We start from the raw sequence: 20,083 nt of genomic DNA, 5'->3' as shown, positions 1-20,083 counted from the left end.
TTTAGATAAATAGAAACAAAAAGAGCCAAAATTTAACTTTCGGCTCTTTCTATATTAGAATAAAGGATATTTCCTTATTTTATCTTTTCTATTATTTCGTTCAAAGCCTTTGTCAAACCTTCGGTATTTTTACCACCGGCTGTAGCAAAGTGAGGTTGACCTCCACCTCCACCTTGAATCTGCTTAGCGGCATCACGTACAAGTTGGGATGCATTTAACCCATGATCTTTTACGAGGTCGTCACTTAGCATCACAGTAAGTAATGGTTTTCCTTCGTATTCGGTAGCTCCTACAAAAGCTGTATTTTCGGCAAATTGTCCTTTTATCTGGAAAGCGATATCCTTTACAACTTCACCCGGAAATGGGCCATTCAATACATAGAAGTCAATACCATTTATAACCTGCTTTTTCTTGATCAGAGCATCTTTGATCTGAACTGTCTTTTCCTTTACATACTCTTCAACGGTCTTCTTCATTTCGGCATTTTCCTCAAAGAATTTACGAAGAGCCTGAGTCAGATTTGGTGTATTGTTAAACAGGGATTTCACCTCTGTCAATATATCTTGTTGAGCATAAAAGTAGTCTTCGCAAGCCTCAGCCGTAATTGCTTCTATACGGCGGATACCGGCAGCAATCGAGCTCTCGTTGATAATACGGAACGAACCGATACGCCCTGTAGAAGATATATGAGTACCTCCACAAAGTTCTACTGAATCGCCAAAGCGTATTACACGCACATCTTCACCATACTTTTCGCCAAATAGAGCCATTGCACCCATTTCTTTCGCTTCGGCAATAGGTACATGACGCATTTCCTCACGGATGATGTTCTCTCTGATCTTAGATGTCACATAACGTTCTACTTCACGAATCTCCTTGTCTGTCAACTTTTGGAAATGAGAGAAGTCGAAGCGAAGAACAGACGGAGAAACATACGACCCCTTTTGTTCTACGTGATTACCCAGTATTTCACGCAGTCCTTCATGCAACAAGTGCGTTGCAGTATGGTTGCACTCTGTTGCAGTACGGTTCTTCAGATTGATACGGGCTACAAATGTAGCTGTCAGATCTTGAGGAAGCTTATTAGACAAATGTACTGCCAGATTATTTTCACGCTTAGTATCCGATATTTCGATTGTTTCGTCATCGGTTGCCAGCCAACCACTATCACCTACCTGTCCTCCCATTTCTGCATAGAATGGAGTGCGACTCAGTACAATCTGATAGAACTCGCTATTCTTTTGTTTTACCTTACGGTAACGCAATATTTCGGTTTCACATTCAGTGAAGTCATAACCTACAAACTCTGTATCACCGTCTTTCAATGTTACCCAGTCTTCTGTTTCTACTGCCGCGGCATTGCGGGCACGGTCTTTTTGTTTTTGCATCTCTGCCTTAAAGCCGGCTTCATCTACAGACATGTCATTCTCTTTCAGAATCAGCTCTGTAAGGTCGAGAGGAAATCCGTATGTATCATATAAAGTAAAGGCTTCAATACCGCTTAGCACTGTCAATCCTTTTGCTTTTGTATCAGCTATTTGCTTATCTAATAATTTTATCCCTGTCTCTAATGTACGCAAGAAAGACTCTTCTTCTTCCTTCATTACTTTTTCAATCAGCGTCTGCTGTTGGATAAGCTCAGGATAAGCATCTCCCATTGTTTCTATCAATGCAGGAAGCAGCTTATACATAAACGACTTGTGCTGATCAAGGAACGTATATCCATAACGAACGGCACGACGAAGAATACGGCGAATCACATACCCCGCTTTGGCATTCGATGGCAACTGCCCGTCTGTTATAGAAAATGCGATAGTACGCACATGATCGGCTATCACACGCATCGCAATATCTTTCTTCGCATCGTCACCGTATGTAGTGTTAGCCAACGCGCCAAGAGCCTTTATTATAGTCTGGAATACATCTGTATCATAGTTCGATGTCTTCCCTTGAACAGCCATACACAAACGTTCGAATCCCATCCCTGTGTCGATCACTTTAGCAGGAAGCGGATCAAGCGACTTGTCGGCTTTACGGTTGTATTGCATAAACACGAGATTCCAGATTTCTACAACCTGAGGGTCACTCTGATTCACCAAAGTCAGCCCGTCAACTTTCGCACGTTCTTCATCCGAACGCAAATCTATATGTATTTCGGAGCAGGGGCCACAAGGACCTGTGTCGCCCATTTCCCAAAAGTTATCTTTCTTGTTGCCATTGATAATCCGGTCTACCGGCAAATACTTTTCCCAATAGGCTGCTGCTTCATCGTCACGAGACAAGCCTTCGGAAGGGCTGCCTTCGAAAACAGTAACATAGAGACGGTTTTTATCTAATGCCAAAACTTCTGTCAGATATTCCCACGCCCATTCGATCGCCTCTTTTTTGAAATAGTCTCCAAAAGACCAGTTTCCAAGCATTTCGAACATCGTGTGATGGTAAGTATCGTGCCCTACCTCTTCCAAATCGTTATGCTTCCCACTTACTCGAAGGCATTTTTGAGAATCGGCTACACGTGCATACTTGATTGGCGCATTACCCAGAATAACATCTTTAAACTGGTTCATACCCGCATTAGTAAACATCAGTGTAGGGTCACCCTTGATCACCATCGGTGCCGATGGTACAATTTTGTGCTCTTTAGATGCAAAGAAGGATTTAAACGATTCGCGAATTTCTTTAGAAGTCATCATATTTTTAAAATTAGTAAATTAGCAAATTAGCAGACATCGGATACACTCCTAACTGTTTGCTAATTTTCACATTTTCATGTTGCCACATTAATTTCTGTTTCTTTATTATAATCAATTTGCAAAAATAGCGCAAAAACTTTACTTTTGTCGAACTCGCGAAAATAAAAATGACAGGAACCATAAAATGAAGCGAAAAGTATATTATAGATACAATCCGCAAACACTCACATATGACAGAATTTATCCTAGCCGCAAAGATAGGATAATTGTGGTTTTCCGTCACCTGATATCGGGTATTGTAGTTGGTATAGTCGGTCTGATAGCAGTTACCTATTTCTTCGATACGCCTTGGGATAAAGCCCAGAAGAAAGAGGATGAACTGATCCGTGCGCAGTACGAAGTCTTGTCTAAGCGGATGGACGAAGTCATAAACGTAATCGGAGACATACAGCAACGAGACGACAATCTCTACAGGGCAATATTCCATGCAGACCCTATCCCCTCCTCTATCCGAAGTTCGGGAGTTGGAGGTATCGGAAGGTACGATTACCTGATGGAGTTGAAAAGCCCCGATTTGATTATCCAAACTACAAAGAAGATGGACTTCATCGAAAAGCAAATCTATATACAGTCTAACTCGTTTGATGAAGTGCTCAGTCTTGCCAAAAGCCAAAAAGATCGTCTGAAACATATACCAAGCATACAACCTGTACCCGACAGATACCTGAAACAAGTAGCCTCGGGATACGGCACACGCATCGACCCTATTTATGGTACAGCTCGCTTCCACGCAGGAATGGACTTTGCCGCAAATATAGGAACACCCGTGTATGCGACCGGCGATGGTACAATAATAGAGGTAGGCTGGAAGCAGGGATATGGTAAATGTATTATGATCAGTCATGGTTATGGCTATGAAACGTTATATGCTCACCTCAACGAATACAAAGTACGCCCGGGACAAAAGGTTACCCGTGGCGAGCTGATCGGAGAAGTGGGCAACACCGGAAAATCGACAGGTCCGCACTTACACTACGAGGTACATGTAAAAGGTCAGCCCGACAATCCGGCCAAATACTACTTTATGGATCTCTCTCCTGCTGAGTATGATAAGATGTTACAAATTGCTGCCAACCACGGACAGGTAATGGATTGATGCTGCTATGAAAATCGATTTCGAAAATAGTAACCGCCTGTACTACTCGCTGAGAGAAGTTGCTTCGCACTTTAAAGTGAACGAATCGCTGCTCCGTTTTTGGGAAGGTGAGTTTGACATCATCAGACCAAGGAAAACGGAAGGAGGTACACGCCAGTACACAAAAGCCGATATCGAAAACATTGCCATCGTTTATCATTTAGTAAGAGAAAAAGGTCTTACCCTCGAAGGTGCACGCCAGACCCTAAGACAGAAAAAAGACGAAGAAGCCCGCAAAATTCAGGTTATTCAAAAACTGGAACAAATAAAAAAAGAGTTGATGGATATGGAACGGGAGTTTGACGACTCTATTGATTGAGATAACCTATATTTTGACCTCGCTTTGTCTTATACCTCCAACTATTTCTATAAAAAGTAACAAAAGTAACACATATCACCCTTTTTCAGTTGTCACCCTCTGTAACGATATCCGGGAGGCAACGGTCCTGTGTTCAGATTGGGAATGGTAACGTGTTTTGATTTTTTCTTTGGCTGAGTCTCTACCTCCGTATCAACTTCCTTTATTGCTAAGGGTTTATCGGACGGTTTAATTGCCTGATCGTCTGCAACTGCTTCCTCCTTTTTCTTTTGTTCTACCGAATGACTATTTCTAAGATTCTCACGCAAAAGATTTAGACTCTCTGCTGTGGTAGAATCGCGCACCACGATTGTTAAAGCAGGTTCTTGCTTATACTCTGCCTCTTTCTCTTCTTTGGCTTCATTTTGCAACAATACCAGTTTTATGGCATGGGTATCCGGAGCATATTCCTTTTGCCTGACAGTACGTGATTTTAAGACTAACTTTTCAGGATTGCTCTTATCGGGTACATACACAGTACGGGTTTCGGTGAGGGTATAGCCTTCCAGCTTCTTCTTCAGCGAATTGCGTGCCACCATCAAGAGTTTGTCGTCTCGACATTCCATCGCTCTTTCAACAGCCTCGTTAAACTCGGGTTTTGTTCTCCGCCATTCATAGAATGTTTTTCGATTTATATTCAATGCATTACATATTTCCGAAATACTATATGTATCTTCTTCGATAAAAGAAATTATCCTTTCTACCAATCGCTCTGTGTACTTTGCCATATCTATTATAAATTAAGTGCTAGGAATAAATTTATTATCGCCTTTTTATCATCCCGAGTCTTTAAAGAGTCGGGATACTTCGTAGCCTCACCATAACAAAAGACTATAAGACAATAATTATGATTGATTACTATAATAGATAAAATTGGACAAAAATGATAAAGGGGAATTTTGAAAGGAAAACAGGGTTCTTGCTATTCTATGTTAAAATCTTTCATACGAGATCGTTCGTATTATTCAGTATAATAAATTGTGTTTTGGAAGTAGGGGCTGGCTTGTTCCTGCCCATTTATATCCGGGCAACGACAAGGAATTGCTTCTACATACGCATATAAGAAAATGCACCTCCAAGTCTGATTGATAGACTTAGAGGTGCTTTATATTCATTCTTCGGGCAATTCTTATATACCCAAATCTTTACATACTTGTTCTATTTTCTTTTCAGTAGCAGCGTTCACGGCATCGTATTCTTCACGTGATTTCAGCTTATCCTGTACTTCAATATAGAATTTTATCTTCGGTTCTGTTCCCGAAGGACGGATTGAAACTTTCGTTTTATCCTGTGTAAAGTATTGAAGTACGTTCGAAGTTGTAGGCATCTCGAGAGTATATTCTTCATTGATGCTAAAATCTTGTGCCTTCAATGTCACAAAGTCTTTGATCAATATCACTTTCGAGCCGGCTATTTCTTTGATCGGATTTTCTCTGAAATTCTTCATCATCGCTTCTATTTCTTCAGCACCGCTCCTACCTTCTTTCGTTACCGAAATACCTTTCTCTTTAGAGAAACCATATTCCACATAGATGTCCTGAAGCATTTCGTACAATGTTTTTCCATTATCTTTTGCCCATGCGGCGATTTCACCAAACAAGATGGCAGCAGAAACAGAATCCTTATCACGCACAAAGTCTTCGGCCAAGAATCCGTAACTTTCTTCGCCCCCACCTATATAATTACGCTTACCTTCCAGCTCACGCATTACAGCAGCTATCCATTTAAAGCCGGTGTAGCACTCAAACATCTCCACGCCATTCTTCTCAGATACAACTTGAGTCAAAGCACTGGTAACGATTGTACGTACTGTATAGTCTTTCTTTGAGAGCAATCCCAATTCCTTACGGCGTGTGATTATATAATAGATAAGGATAAGCATTGTTTGGTTACCGTTGAGCAAGATAAATTCTCCTTTATCATTGCGAATACCTGCACCAAAACGGTCAGCATCAGGGTCGGTAGCAAATACCAACTCGGCATTTGTTTCTTCTGCTTTTTTCACGGCCAATGCCATAGCGGCAGGATCTTCAGGGTTTGGAGATATCACTGTAGGAAAATCGCCACTCAACACATCCTGTTCGGGTACGTTGATAATATTGGTAAACCCGCATTCTTTTAGTGCTTTAGGGATAATTGTAAATCCGGTACCATGCAGAGGCGTATAAACAATACCGATATTTGCATGACGCTTGATCGAATCGGGAGAAAGAAGCAATGTTTTCAAGTCCTGTATATAGGCATTGTCCATATCCTTGCCTAGTATTTCAATCAGCTTTTTATCACCGCCTTTAAATTTGATCTGATCCACTTTCACTCTGTTCACCTCAGCGATAATGCTCTTATCATGCGGAGGGATAACCTGAGCACCGTCTTCCCAGTATACCTTATAACCGTTATATACTTTCGGGTTGTGAGATGCTGTAATCATTATACCACTCTGACAGCCTAGCTTGCGGATAGCATACGAAATTTCGGGAGTAGGTCGTAAGTCTTCGAACAGATATGCCTTGATTCCGTTTGCAGCAAAAATATCTGCCGAAATTTCGGCATACAAACGGCTATTGTTACGACAATCGTGGCCGATCACTACTTTTATTTCTTTTAATGAAGAAAACTCCTTCAATAGATAATTAGCCAGCCCTTGTGTTGCACCTCCGATTGTATATATATTCACGCGGTTGGTACCCACACCCATAATTCCGCGAAGACCTCCTGTTCCAAATTCAAGATCTTTGTAAAAAGATTCTATAAGCTCAGTTTTATCTTCTTGATCCAACAATGCCTGAACTTCTTTTCGTGTATCGGCATCGTATTTTTCCGACAACCATGTTTTTGCTTTAGCTGTTACCTGTGCCAGCAATTCACTGTTTTCCATGCTTTCTTCTTTATTTTAGTTTTATATTGATCTAAACAAAAATGCGAATAACAAAAATAACAATTTTTTGCTTTGAGGGGGCAAGAAGATATAAGAAATATAGTCTTTTGCTATACACCCGCTAATCATATTCTTTAACCTATTGATTATTCACACAAAACTAAATAGGTGAATACTAAAAACATAATAAAGTATAATAAAACCTAATCACTCCGTATTGCATCCATTTAAGAAAAGTTCTTTTTGGCGGTTCTCGAAGAATGTATTACTTTTGCAGCGGTTTTAACGCCCCCTACTCATTTGGGCTAGTATTCACTAAAAATTAAGAATCATGGACGAAGACCCGTATCCGAGTTACAGAAACAAAACTAAAGTATTAACCTCTCTGTAAAGGGTCTTATTGTGATTTCCTTACAGAGATAAAGTAAGGAGATTGCATCATGAGTGAAATAATAATCCGCCTCCAACAGCTTATTGAAGACAAAAGCTGGAAAATCGTAAAACAAGAACTTAACAACCTCGATTCTGTTCAGATAGCAGAAATCATTGCCGACATACCAAAGTCTGATCAGATCATTTTATTCCGCCTCTTGCCTCAAGAATTGGCAAAGGAGACTTTCAAACGCCTTTCTCACGACGAAAAAGAAGATATAATCGAAGGACTGGCTGTTAACATCAATGTAGTAACATCTCTTCTTAATGATCTTGATCCGGACGACCGTACAGCCTTCTTTGAAGAACTGCCGGGTGAGGTAAGCCAGCGTCTGATGCAGATACTATCGGACGAAGAAAGAGAAATCACCACCAAACTACTGGGCTTCCCTAAAGATAGTATCGGACGTCTGATGACACCCGAATACGTCGCAGTAAGACCATACTACACAGTAGAACAGGCTATAAACCATATCCGCAAGTTCGGGCGAGACTCCGAAACACTGAATGTAATATACATCGTAGATGATAATTGGAAGCTTATCGCCGATATCCGCATCAAGGAAATAATTTTGGCTTCTGCTAACCAGACCATCGGCGAGCTTAGCGACAATCGGCTTATCTCGCTTAACGCATACGACGACCAGGAAGTTGCCGTAAAAATATTCTCCGACCACGACCGTGTAGCTTTACCCGTAACCGACACCAACGGCACACTGCTGGGAATTGTTACCATCGACGACGTAATGGATGTGGCAGAAGAAGAGAGCACAGAAGACTTCCAAAAGTTTGGGGGTACAGAAGGACTAGACTTGTCATATACCAAAACCTCTCTGACTGAAATGGTGAGAAAACGTGCCGGATGGCTAGTTGTCCTCTTTTTAGGGGAGATGCTCACTGCATCAGCAATGGGGCACTTTGACGAAGAGATAGAGAAAGCCGTAGTGTTGGCCTTGTTTGTTCCACTGATCATTTCAAGCGGGGGTAACTCGGGCTCGCAGGCTGCCAGTCTTATTATCCGTGCTTTGGCTCTGGGCGAACTAAAGCTGAAGAACTGGTGGTATGTGATGAGAAAAGAGATTTTATCAGGTCTGCTTTTGGGTTCTATCCTCGGTGTAATAGGTTTTACCCGAATATTTATATGGCAAGAACTGGGTTTATACGACTATGGTGAATATTGGGTATGGGTTGCTTTGAGTGTATCCGTTTCGCTCATATTCATTGTTTTGTGGGGAACGTTCTCCGGTTCGATGATCCCCCTCCTGCTAAAAAAAATAGGATTAGACCCCGCTACTGCATCAGCTCCGTTTGTAGCAACACTGGTAGATGTTACCGGACTGATTATCTATTTCTCTATTGCAGCGATGTTCTTAAGCGGAAAACTACTCTAACAAACTAATTATATTATAAAGAAAAAAGCAGCTGGCTTAAGTTTATCTCTTCTCTCAACATAACAGAGAGACGATAGTCTTAAGCCAGCCGTTTTATAAAGCAAAAGACTTAGAGCATAATTTATATTAAATATTTAGCTTAGAGTACCTTTTCCTATATTCGACCGGTCTATATGCTGTTAGTTTTAAGAATGCTGCATTAAAGCGGCTAATCGAATTGAATCCACAATCAAATGCAATTTCGGTGATACTTAGATCTGACAACACAAGTTTCCTTTGAGCATGGGCAATTCGTTCTTGAATCACATATTCATACAACGTACAACCGAATACCTTCTTAAAGATAGAATTAGCATAATCCGGATGCAGTCCGACAGCCTTTCCTATTTCCGACACATTAAGAGGTTGAGAATAATTCTGAGAAATATAAACAACGATTCGCTCTATTAAACTTAGCCCAGGTATAAAACTTGAAGATTTCTTCTCATGCGAACTAACATTATTTGACATTCTGAGTAAACGTGCATGCATTTCTAAAGAAATAAGTTCAACACCATTGCTTTCCTTTATGTCACTTAACCAGTTCTTTATCATAAACTCATCGTGAATAGAGAAATGGCTTCTTGTCTCAATAAAGACTTTCCCTTTAAATATCTCATCTATGAAAGACGGCGGAAATTTCCATAATAAAAACTGTGTCAGAGGTATTGTACAAACATAGTAGGGTTTATCTCCTTCGTAACCTATGATTTGATGAGGAATAAGTCCCCAAAACAGCACCAACCTTTTGGAGGGGACAATTACTTTACGGTCTTGAAATAGATATGTTATATTCCCTAAGGGGAAGTAATTTAGTTCTATTTCATTATGCCTGTCTGGTTTTGGCATCAAACTGGGAGTCCATAATTCACACGTTAAACCATAAGGAGTAAAGTTCTCTCTATTTTGATTAAACGTATTTAATTTCTCGGGATATGACATGTTTTAAGCAAAAATCAATTTGTGCAACCCAAAGCTAGAAATTAAATTTACAGTTTAAAATTATTTTCTCCAAATACCATGAATAGAATAATCTTTTTCTCTTTAGCATTGTTTCTATTAGGCGAATATTGTTTAGCCCAGATTCATCCTAGCGATAAGCATAGATTAATTGTTACTACAGACCTTGGGGGTACCGATCCGGATGACGTCCAATCCATGATCCATTTGTTGGTATGCTCCAATATGATCAATATAGAAGGACTGATCAGTTCTCAGGTATGGGTAGACGATCCGGATAAAACCGCTTATATAAAGCAGCTTGTCAAATCTTTCGGTGAAGTTTTACCCCGTTTAAAGATACATGCGGAAGGCTATCCGGAGATAGATTACCTTCTATCAATTATAAAAAGAGGACAAGAATATTCCAACATGGCCGGCGTGGGTGATGGGAAAGATTCGCCGGGGTCAGAACTCATTATCAAAGCCGTTGACAAAAGAGATGACAATCGCCCCGTATGGCTTGCCGCCTGGGGTGGAATGAACACGATAGCACAAGCTTTATGGAAAGTGGAGCATACACGGAGTAAAAAAGAGTTCAAAGCCTTTGCCGATAAAATACGGATTTACGATATACTGGGGCAAGATGATGCAGGTGCATGGATAGCCAAAAAATTTCCAAATATTATATACATCCGCAATAAGCAAGTATACGGTTGGGGACCTTCTGACAATTGGATCAGGGAAAACATTCAAAGCCGCAAACCGTTAGGAAGTCATTATCCTAATCGTATTTGGGCACCTGAGGGTGATTCTCCTTCTTTCTTTTATGTGTACGCCAATGGATTGAATGTACCCGAAGAAATCGACTATGGCGGTTGGGGAGGACGTTTCTATAAAGAAAAGCAGATGGGGATACGCGGTATGGATTTCATTGAGAAAAGTGGAAAAGACGAAACCCAATACGATCCCTATTATATGTATGGAAGCAGCAAAGAGGGTATCGGAGCTATAAATAAATGGAAAGAACACATCTGGAATAATTTTGCAGCCCGTATGCTGTGGACAACGACAAGCAACTATTCTGAGGTAAATCATCACCCTAAAGCAACGATAGAAGGAGATAACTCACTGAAATGTATCTATAGAAATGCAAAAGCAGGAGATTATCTGATTTTTGATGCCTCGGAATCGACAGATCCCGATGGCGATCGATTAGATTATAAATGGTTCGTATATAGCGAGCCTAGTACATACAAAGGTTCAGTGAATATAGAAAATACTAACGCATACTCCTGCAAAGTAGCCATACCTTCCGATGCGTCGGGCAAGACGATACATGTTATACTCGAGTTAACTGACAATGGAACTCCTACTTTAACCGCTTACAGAAGAATCGTAATTAATGTACGTTAAGCTATATGGCTTTTATAGATGACGATTAAACAATGTATTTTATTCAAAAACACCTTCTATTTATCCGACTCCGTATTTGATCTGATCAAATAAGAATGGAAATATTTTTGCCTCTACGCCATGATTCATAAGGCTTTCTCTATCTGCTTCGAACAACATTGCAAACAACTCGAAGTCATTCTCTTTGTATACAGCTTGCTTATAATGCTCGATAGCTTCTTTCATATTACCGGCACAAAGGTCTACATGCCCGGCATTTAAGAAATCATGTATCGTAGGTTTTCTTTCTAAAATTTGATTGTAATATTTTTGAGCTAACTCGTATTTCCTCAACAGGAATGCAGTCCACGCAATAGGACGCTGCGCTTTTGTGCCCTTGGAGTCTAATAGTTCTACCTTAAAATACGTATTCAAGGCCTGCTCATAATCGTTCATCTCCAGATAGCAATGTCCTATATTCAGTTCGGTGTTTACATTATCAGGATTCAGTTTTGCTGCCTTCTGATAGTAGTATAATGACATATCCGGCTTCTTCAATGTTCGGTATATCTGTGCTATACGTCTTATGATCCACGAATTATCGGGTCTCAGCACATCTGCCTGCAAGTAAGCAGCCAAAGCACCATCCTGGTTGTTGAGCATTTGCTTACAATACCCTATTTTTTGCCAGATATCATCATTCTGACTATCAATATCAATCAGGCGATTGAAAACATCCAAAGCCTCACTGAAATTGTTTTTGTCGAAGCAATATTGAGCAATTTTCCTCATACTTTCTTCATCGGATATCAATGGCGCTATGGATTTCTTTTCATAAAAATTCAAACTCAGCTTGAATACATCAAAGAAGTTGTTGCGATATGGATGTAATTTAAAGAAACGATACAAGTCTTGAATATATTGATTTGAAGTAACCTCATCATCGATAGTAGGATTCATTGCCTGTGCCTCTTTTTGCAGTTGCTTGATTTCCTCCGATTCGGCACCCATCCGCCCCATCATCATATCCCGTTGTGCAGGAGATATCTGTAACAGGCTCAAACAGAAAGAATACTTATCGGAGTTGCACATATGCCCCGAATCGAGAACGGCGGTCTTCAACAGATTACTTCCGCTATCTTCGGGAAACAAGCTCATAAGTTCAGAGTATGAAGGATCGAAAGGCATGAACCAATTGCTTATTTCGGAAAAGAAAGAAAAGTGCTTTAATCCAGAAAAAGTGGAATGAAACACATCGGCTCCCTCCATTTGCAAATTGGAATATTCCTGCAGCTTTTTACCAAGTCCCGACTCTTCAAGTTCCTTTTGCCATTCAGGATTTTTTTCCGAGAAATCTGTATCACCGCCCATCAGCTCTTCCATATTCAGTTTGCGACCCGCCAGATTATTAAATTTCATCATTTCAGGCAGAATCTCCTCCCGGATCTTCTTACTAATCTGCTCGGTCTCGCGCGAACGAATCAACTGAATCACAACACGACGAACAGCCCTGCGGAATTCCTGATTTTCGGACATAATATCCAATTGGCTTTGCAGCTCAGGATACAATGACCAACGCACATCGTACATTTGCATGAGAATCACAAGACCTACAATAGCCCTTACCCGCAGTTGCATATTGTCGGAAAAAGATGTGTACATCAACACCTGCACTTTTCTATAGTCGAAACGATGAAACAAGCTTAGAGACAGAGCGGACAAAAGCAGGCTCTTTTCTCTTACAGGCATCACCTCGTTTTCGAGAAAAGAGATATAATCATTATAGTCGCTTTCTTCGGCTCGGGGAGAGACATATACTTTGGAGAATAAATCGGAAGCTATACGTTCACGCCTTACCGCCAAATCAAGTTTTCGCTGGTTCTTTTCTTCTCCCGCCTCAAGTAAATCGACAATAGACATAGAATCGGAAATATCCTTCAACTGCTTCAAATAATCAGGCAGCGTATTCGTCTTTAATCTGTTTATCCGATACTTTTCATAAAATATATTGGTCGACTCTATATTTAACAGTTCATCGGCAACATCGTCTGTCAGCTCGTATAAAGACCTTAAGAGGTTACGATACACATTATCCCGTTCGGTATCTTCAACACCTTCAAACAGGTAATGAAGCATATATTTGTAGTTTGTCTCCAATTCGCTCAATGTTTCAGACACTTTCCAATCCTGAAGGTTTACGACCAACTTTGTCAGTGACTCAAACACATCTTTCAACTGTCTTTTTGACAGGTTTTGAAGTATTTCTTTTTTAAGAGCTATTATATCGCGACTGTTCATTCTTTAATACTATGTATAGGTTATGCTCAATTAGTCATTATCAATGTAGAAGGAGCATCACGAAGCAAGTTAGGTTTTTTTACATCCAGTTCTTTCCAACTATTGAGACTAATCAAGATCAAATCTTGTTTCATCAATATATCACTATCTACGGGTATATTGTTGTTCCATAGCTGAAATAGGTATGGGTTCACAGCTTTTATCGCCTTTACAGACTTTACAAATTCTATCGAGTTCTCGGCCAATCCTACACGATCCCATAATGTTATTCTCACGTATGAGTTTTCGGCCAGCCTTTCCATAAAGTCACCCATAAAAATATCATCCTCATCCAATATAGGAACAAAAATGTTACGGATAGTTATTAATCCTCTATCAATAAATATGCCAACCGGCATATTCGTCTTCGAAATAATAGAGCGGGTACGTTCATCGAAAGGTGCGTTGAACGTTCCTTTTTTTCTGATCTTGTTCTGTACTATAGAAAAAATATAATCGGGAACATAACTCAGAGCATTGGAGAAACGCCCTAGAAACCTGTCGGAATATGTATATCCTTTATTCCCAATCAAAAGGAAATCGTATTCTCCTTTGTTTGCAATTTTTATAATACTGTTCTGAAAGTTGTTTGTAACCTCAAACATCGTATTTACATCCTGTTGCAAAGAGTGTGCTTCTTCCTTCACGGGCTCAAAAATACGATCTTCTTCCTCATCTATATTGTATTGATGCATCGGACTACCTTCCGTCAAGTGTAATAATGTCAGATCAGACTGTGACTGTTTTCTTTTTATCAAACAGCTTGCCAAAAGCAACAGCTTACGCCCTGTTTGAGGGCTTGAAAAAGGCACCAATACTTTAAATTTCTTCTGTGCCGATATTTCAGAATAATTTTCATTTCGTTTAAATATCTTATCCAAAATATTTAAACTAGGCGATGTCATAAACGTGGTAACTAATGCCATAATCACCATCATGGCAAATAGTTCGGGCGTTAATATTCCTAAGTCGAGACCGATGTTTAAGACAACGAGCTCCATTAAACCTCTGGTATTCATCAATGCACCTATCACCAAACTATCTTTCCAGTTTTGTCCCACAAAGCGGGCAGCCAAGGCGCTACCCAAAAATTTACCGGTTACGGCAACCGCAATCACAATAAAACACACTAGCCACAAATGTCCGGTATTTAATAAACCGATTTCGGTTCTCAATCCTGTGAAAACAAAGAATAGAGGCAACAGGATTATCAGTGTTACATATTCTATCCTTTCGGTCAGAAGATTACGCAGACGGATATTCGATGGCATTATAACCCCTGTAAGGAAAGCCCCAAACAAGGCGTGAATACCGATAGCCTCGGTAGTATATGCCGATAAGAACAATATTAATATAAAGCCACCCATTATGGTTTTAGACATTCCTTTGGAATGGTGGTTATCTGCAATATTCTTTAAGATAGGACGAACAACCTTAAACATAATAAGTACATATACCACAGCCATTAAGATCACATATAGCGAACTGGTGAAAGTTCCGGCTTTGGCTATTGCTATCACTGCGGCAAGCAAACACCAAGCTGTGATATCGTCTATGGCTGCACAGGTAATAACCATTGGCCCTACCGGCGACTTATTAATACCCTTCTCATGTACAATACGTGCCAAAACGGGAAAGGCTGTTATACTCATTGCAATTCCCATAAAGAGAGCAAACGAAACAAACCCGGAATGCGCATGGGTAAAGTCTTCATATATAAAATATGCTAGTAATGCGCCTAATGTGAATGGGAAAACGATGCTGGCATGACTTATGATTACAGCACTATGAGCCCTGTTCTTCAACACATTCAGATTCAACTCCATACCCACAATAAACATAAAGAGTATAAGCCCTACCTGACTCAATAAGTTGATATTCACAAGCGAAGATACAGGAAACAGAAATTGGGAAATCTCAGGAAAATATAAGCCTAATAAAGATGGACCTAATACGATCCCTGCCGCTATTTCGCCAATGACCGAGGTTTGGCCAATCTTTTTACAGATCCAGCCAAAAATTTTCACCACCAGCATGATTACAATTATCTGCAACATTAAGAGGGCGAAAGGAACACTTATATTATGCAATAAGCTTTTGCCAAATTCGCCCCATGCGGTTTCTCCTGTTGTTTGCTCTGAGATGGTACGTCCTACCTCCAGATTATTTTTACCAAGTTGAAGTATAATAAGTAATATGAGAGAGAATGACCCTATCGATATAATGTAAAAAAGTACATTCTTTAATTTTTTCATATCTGTTCTCCGTTAACAACCTTAATTAATTACAAGTACCATATAATACTTTTGCCTAAGCGAAGACAAAATTATGGTTTATTTTCGATTACTTTCCTACTTTACTTAAATAGCGTATGTATAAGCATTATATATATTAATTTTTTTTAACTAGTATTTTATCTATACGAACGCCATCCATATCTACAATTTCGATTATAAAACCTTTCCATTTCAGAATCTCTCCGGTCTTCGGTATATGCCCCAGCTTATCCAGTATCAGACCGCTTACTGTATTGTAGTCGTATTTGTTATACATATCTCCCATTCTGAAATAAACAAGAAAATCGTAGAATGAGCATTGCCCATCTATGAGGCAACTTCCATCCTGACGCTGTACGATCGCCGGCTCTTCCTGAGGATCTAACAAAGTACCGACCAATGCTTCCAGAATATCTTTTAACGTAACAATTCCCCTCACCGCACCAAATTCGTCGCAAACAAGAGCATACGATATATGATTAGCCTTCATGTCAGCCAGAGCACTGTACACTTCCATACTTTCAGAAAAGAACTGAACGGGGCGTACAACAGTCTTCACATCAAAGTCGGGAGATTCTATCTTACCAAACATATCTTTCAGATAAACAACACCCAGCACATGATCCAAATCTTTGGTTCCTACAGGATATTTATCAAAAGGATATTTATGTATAAGCGCCACAATCTCGTCATTTGTCATATCCGTATCTATCCATACGATATCTCCCCGATTGGTCATAATAGATTCCAAATCCCTATCGCCCAGATTAAAAACACGTTCTACTATTTCTTTTTCTACATCCTGCACTTCACCGTCTTCGGCTCCTTCAATTACCATCGACTTAATTTCTTCTTCTGTAACTTTAGACTCGGACAGAGAAATACCCAGCATGCGAAATATTAAAGCCGAGCTTTTGGATAACAGCCATACAAAAGGAGATACAATGACAGACAAATAATGCATCGGGCGAGCTATAGCTTTAGCTACTTTCTCTGCCGAACTCATCCCAATACGTTTTGGCACCAATTCGCCAAGAACAATTGTGAAATAAGTAACTATTATAACAATACCAAACCGAGCAAGCGGATATGCATAGTTTGCAGAAAGCCCCAGATTGATAAATAATGCCGATACATCTCCCGCCAATACATCTCCCGAATAGAGCCCCGTGAGGATACCGATGAGTGTAATTCCCACCTGAACAGTAGATAAAAAACGATCGGGATTTTCGGACAATTTTATTGCACTCTGAGCAGATTTACTGCCTCGTTTTGCTTCCGTTTTGAGACTTGATTTACGTGCTGAGATAACAGCAATTTCGGACATTGAAAAAACACCATTCAATAATATCAAAAGAACTATGATTGCGATTTCCATATATTTTATTAATATTCGTCAAGCGAAGGTAAAGATATTACAAATGCAAAATACATTTATTTGATATTTATTAAGAAAGTTTGAAAAACCATTCAATCTTAATTGCTTTGTTTGATATCACCCATAAAGGAATAAATGCGTGAAACAGGATATAACCCACTTCTCAAATAAATGATTCGATAGATTATATTAACAACCGAATGAAATAAATTTTGTATTTTTGACGGACTTTTTCGAAAAAATAAAAACATTAATATATGAACATCTCGTACAACTGGTTAAAAGATTATCTTGACTTCGATTTATCCCCTCAGGAAACTGCCGATGCCCTGACATCTCTCGGTCTCGAAACCGGCGGTGTAGAAGAAGTAGAAACAGTAAAAGGAGGTCTCGAAGGCTTAGTGATAGGTGAAGTACTCACTTGTGTAAATCATCCCGACTCAGACCACCTGCACATTACAACGGTAAACGTTGGGCAAAGTGAGCCGCTGCAAATAGTTTGCGGAGCGGCAAATGTTGCCGCAGGACAAAAAGTGGTGGTTGCCTTGGTAGGAACAAAACTATATTCGGGCGATGAGTCTTTTACGATAAAGAGATCTAAAATCAGAGGTGTGGAGTCGCTTGGTATGATATGCGCCGAAGACGAGATAGGAATAGGCACAAGCCATGCGGGAATCATCGTATTGCCTGCCGATGCTAAGGTAGGTACTCCGGCAAAAGAATATTACAACATACAGAGCGAATATATTCTCGAAGTGGATATTACGCCAAACCGTATAGACGGAGCTTCACACTTTGGTGTTGCCCGTGATCTGGCTGCATATCTGAAACAAAACAAACTAAAAGGGTCACTGAAAAGTCCATCAGTTGAAAGCTTTCAACTGGATGAACCAAACGGCGGTGTACCTGTAAAAGTAGAAAATACGGAAGCCTGCCCACGTTATGCAGGCGTAACAATAAAAGGCGTAAAAGTTACCGAAAGTCCTGAGTGGCTTAAGAACAGGCTTACTTCTGTAGGCTTGCGCCCAATCAATAATGTAGTAGATGTTACCAACTATGTATTACAAGAACTGGGACATCCATTACACGCATTCGATGTAGCTCATATCTCGGGAGGAACAGTAATTGTAAAAACCTTACCGGAAGGAACTAAGTTCGTTACACTAGATGAAGTAGAACGTACACTTAGCGAGAGAGACCTGATGATATGCAACGACAAAGAAGGCATGTGTATCGGTGGTGTATTTGGCGGATTAGATTCGGGGGTTACCGAAAATACTACCGATATTTTCCTCGAATGTGCATACTTCAACCCTACATGGATACGCAAATCGGCACGTCGTCATGGACTAAATACCGATGCTTCATTCCACTTCGAACGTGGCTGTGATCCGAACGATACGATTTATGTATTGAAACGTGCTGCGTTGTTGATACAAGAACTTGCGGGTGGTAAGATAGTAGGACCGATACAAGATATATATCCTAATCCTGTAGCAAAACCTACAGTAGAGCTATCGTACGATAAAGTAAATAGCCTGATAGGAAAAGTTATCGAAAAAGAAACTGTAAAATCTATCCTCGAAAGTTTAGAGATTACAATAGAGAAAGAAACAGAAGAAACGCTTAGCCTGTCTATCCCTACCTATAGAGTAGATGTATTGCGTGATGTGGATGTGATCGAAGATATATTACGTGTCTACGGATATAACAACATAGAAATAGGCGACAGCCTGAAGTCAAACCTTTCGTACGAAACACCTACGGATAAAAGTTATGACTTACAGAACCTGATCTCCGAGCAATTGACAGGTAGCGGCTTTAAAGAAATAATGAATAACTCGCTTACAAAAGAAGCTTATTATTCAGACTCTCAATTATACCCTGTGGCTAACAGCGTACGGGTTATCAATCCGCTCAGTAACGACCTTAATGTGATGCGTCAAACGTTGATTTACGGAGGTTTGGAGAGCATTGCATACAACCGTAATCATCAGAATCCTGACATCAAATTCTATGAGTTCGGGAACTGCTATTTCTATGATGCTTCTAAAAAAGTGGAGGGTGAAACTCTAAAAGAATACAACGAAGAGTTTCATCTTGGCTTGTGGCTTAGTGGAAATAACATAAGCAATAGCTGGGCAGCAGGCGATGAAAAGACATCTGCATATCAACTAAAAGCCTATGTTGAAAATGTATTAGCCCGCTTGGGTATTGCAACCAACAGGTATGAATACGTACAGACATCGAACGAAATATTTACAGCAGCTTTAGACATACAAGCCAAGGGGAAAGGTAAATCGCTTGGCGTACTGGGTATAGTTAACAAGAAACTCCTGAAATCGCAAGATATCAATGCCGAAGTGTTCTATGCCGAGCTGAACTGGGATAGCCTGATGAAAGAGATCAAGAAACACAGCATTACATACACGGAGATATCAAAATTCCCGGCTGTAAAACGTGACCTTGCCCTGTTATTAGATAAGAATATCCTTTTCGATCAGATAGAGAAGATAGCATACAAAGCAGAACGTAAGTTGTTGAAGAACGTTTCTTTGTTTGACGTATACGAGGGCAAAAATTTACCCGAAGGCAAAAAGTCTTATGCAGTTAACTTCGTTATTCAGGACGATGAAAAAACGCTAAACGACAAACAGATTGATGGCATCATGCAAAAGATACAAAAATCTTTAGAAAGCGAGTTAGGTGCACAGTTGAGATAAATATCAAACTAAAATAGATGAAAATAGGCTGCTTTGTAAAGCAGCCTAT

The 20,083-nt window shown here is 40.0% G+C and carries 12 protein-coding genes; 5 read left to right on the top strand and 7 right to left on the bottom strand.

Features of this window, described 5'->3' with window-relative positions:
* Positions 1–74: 74 nt before the first annotated feature.
* Positions 75–2,693, bottom strand: a complete 2,619-nt coding sequence (gene alaS, locus PKC55_RS01965) for an alanine--tRNA ligase (protein ID WP_291130495.1) — start codon at positions 2,691–2,693, stop codon at positions 75–77.
* Positions 2,694–2,877: 184 nt separating this feature from the next.
* On the opposite strand from alaS, the gene PKC55_RS01960 reads away from it, so the two are divergent.
* Together PKC55_RS01960 and PKC55_RS01955 are read left to right on the top strand one after the other, a co-directional pair.
* Entirely contained in the window at positions 2,878–3,849 is a 972-nt protein-coding gene (locus PKC55_RS01960) for a M23 family metallopeptidase (protein WP_252636758.1), read from the top strand.
* 7 nt (positions 3,850–3,856) lie between these two features.
* Complete coding sequence (locus PKC55_RS01955) at positions 3,857–4,207, top strand: MerR family transcriptional regulator (protein WP_283686065.1); 351 nt, start codon at positions 3,857–3,859, stop codon at positions 4,205–4,207.
* Between the two features lie 92 nt (positions 4,208–4,299).
* Here PKC55_RS01955 and PKC55_RS01950 read toward each other — a convergent pair whose 3' ends face one another.
* Positions 4,300–4,974: a bacteriophage terminase small subunit gene (locus PKC55_RS01950; RefSeq protein WP_291128655.1), complete on the bottom strand. Its 675-nt coding sequence runs from the start codon at positions 4,972–4,974 to the stop codon at positions 4,300–4,302.
* A 401-nt stretch (positions 4,975–5,375) separates the two neighbouring features.
* Positions 5,376–7,124: a phospho-sugar mutase gene (locus PKC55_RS01945; protein WP_283686063.1), complete on the bottom strand. Its 1,749-nt coding sequence runs from the start codon at positions 7,122–7,124 to the stop codon at positions 5,376–5,378.
* Positions 7,125–7,564: 440 nt separating this feature from the next.
* On the opposite strand from PKC55_RS01945, the gene mgtE reads away from it, so the two are divergent.
* Positions 7,565–8,947: a magnesium transporter gene (gene mgtE, locus PKC55_RS01940; RefSeq protein ID WP_135105037.1), complete on the top strand. Its 1,383-nt coding sequence runs from the start codon at positions 7,565–7,567 to the stop codon at positions 8,945–8,947.
* A 126-nt stretch (positions 8,948–9,073) separates the two neighbouring features.
* Here the strand turns inward: mgtE and PKC55_RS01935 are convergent, their stop codons facing one another.
* On the bottom strand, positions 9,074–9,928 hold the full coding sequence (locus PKC55_RS01935) for a helix-turn-helix domain-containing protein (protein WP_291128657.1): 855 nt from the start codon (positions 9,926–9,928) through the stop codon (positions 9,074–9,076).
* 78 nt (positions 9,929–10,006) lie between these two features.
* Here PKC55_RS01935 and PKC55_RS01930 point away from each other — a divergent pair, with 78 nt between their 5' ends.
* Complete coding sequence (locus tag PKC55_RS01930) at positions 10,007–11,341, top strand: nucleoside hydrolase-like domain-containing protein (RefSeq protein WP_291128658.1); 1,335 nt, start codon at positions 10,007–10,009, stop codon at positions 11,339–11,341.
* A 60-nt stretch (positions 11,342–11,401) separates the two neighbouring features.
* Here the strand turns inward: PKC55_RS01930 and PKC55_RS01925 are convergent, their stop codons facing one another.
* From PKC55_RS01925 to PKC55_RS01915, 3 genes are all read right to left on the bottom strand, one after another.
* Positions 11,402–13,618, bottom strand: coding sequence for a tetratricopeptide repeat protein (locus PKC55_RS01925; RefSeq protein ID WP_291128659.1), 2,217 nt, complete (start codon positions 13,616–13,618; stop codon positions 11,402–11,404).
* Between the two features lie 26 nt (positions 13,619–13,644).
* Entirely contained in the window at positions 13,645–15,912 is a 2,268-nt protein-coding gene (locus PKC55_RS01920) for a cation:proton antiporter domain-containing protein (protein ID WP_283686058.1), read from the bottom strand.
* Positions 15,913–16,048: 136 nt separating this feature from the next.
* The gene (locus tag PKC55_RS01915; RefSeq protein ID WP_291128661.1) at positions 16,049–17,311 is read right to left on the bottom strand and encodes a hemolysin family protein; all 1,263 of its coding nucleotides are present in this window, start codon (positions 17,309–17,311) and stop codon (positions 16,049–16,051) included.
* Positions 17,312–17,568: 257 nt separating this feature from the next.
* Here PKC55_RS01915 and pheT point away from each other — a divergent pair, with 257 nt between their 5' ends.
* Positions 17,569–20,034, top strand: coding sequence for a phenylalanine--tRNA ligase subunit beta (pheT, locus tag PKC55_RS01910; protein ID WP_291128663.1), 2,466 nt, complete (start codon positions 17,569–17,571; stop codon positions 20,032–20,034).
* Positions 20,035–20,083: the final 49 nt, after the last annotated feature.

The sequence above is a fragment of the Dysgonomonas sp. genome (assembly GCF_035323175.1).
Taxonomy (GTDB): domain Bacteria; phylum Bacteroidota; class Bacteroidia; order Bacteroidales; family Dysgonomonadaceae; genus Dysgonomonas.
Note: the sequence above shows the minus strand (reverse complement) of the source record. Positions and strands in the feature narration are given on the sequence as shown.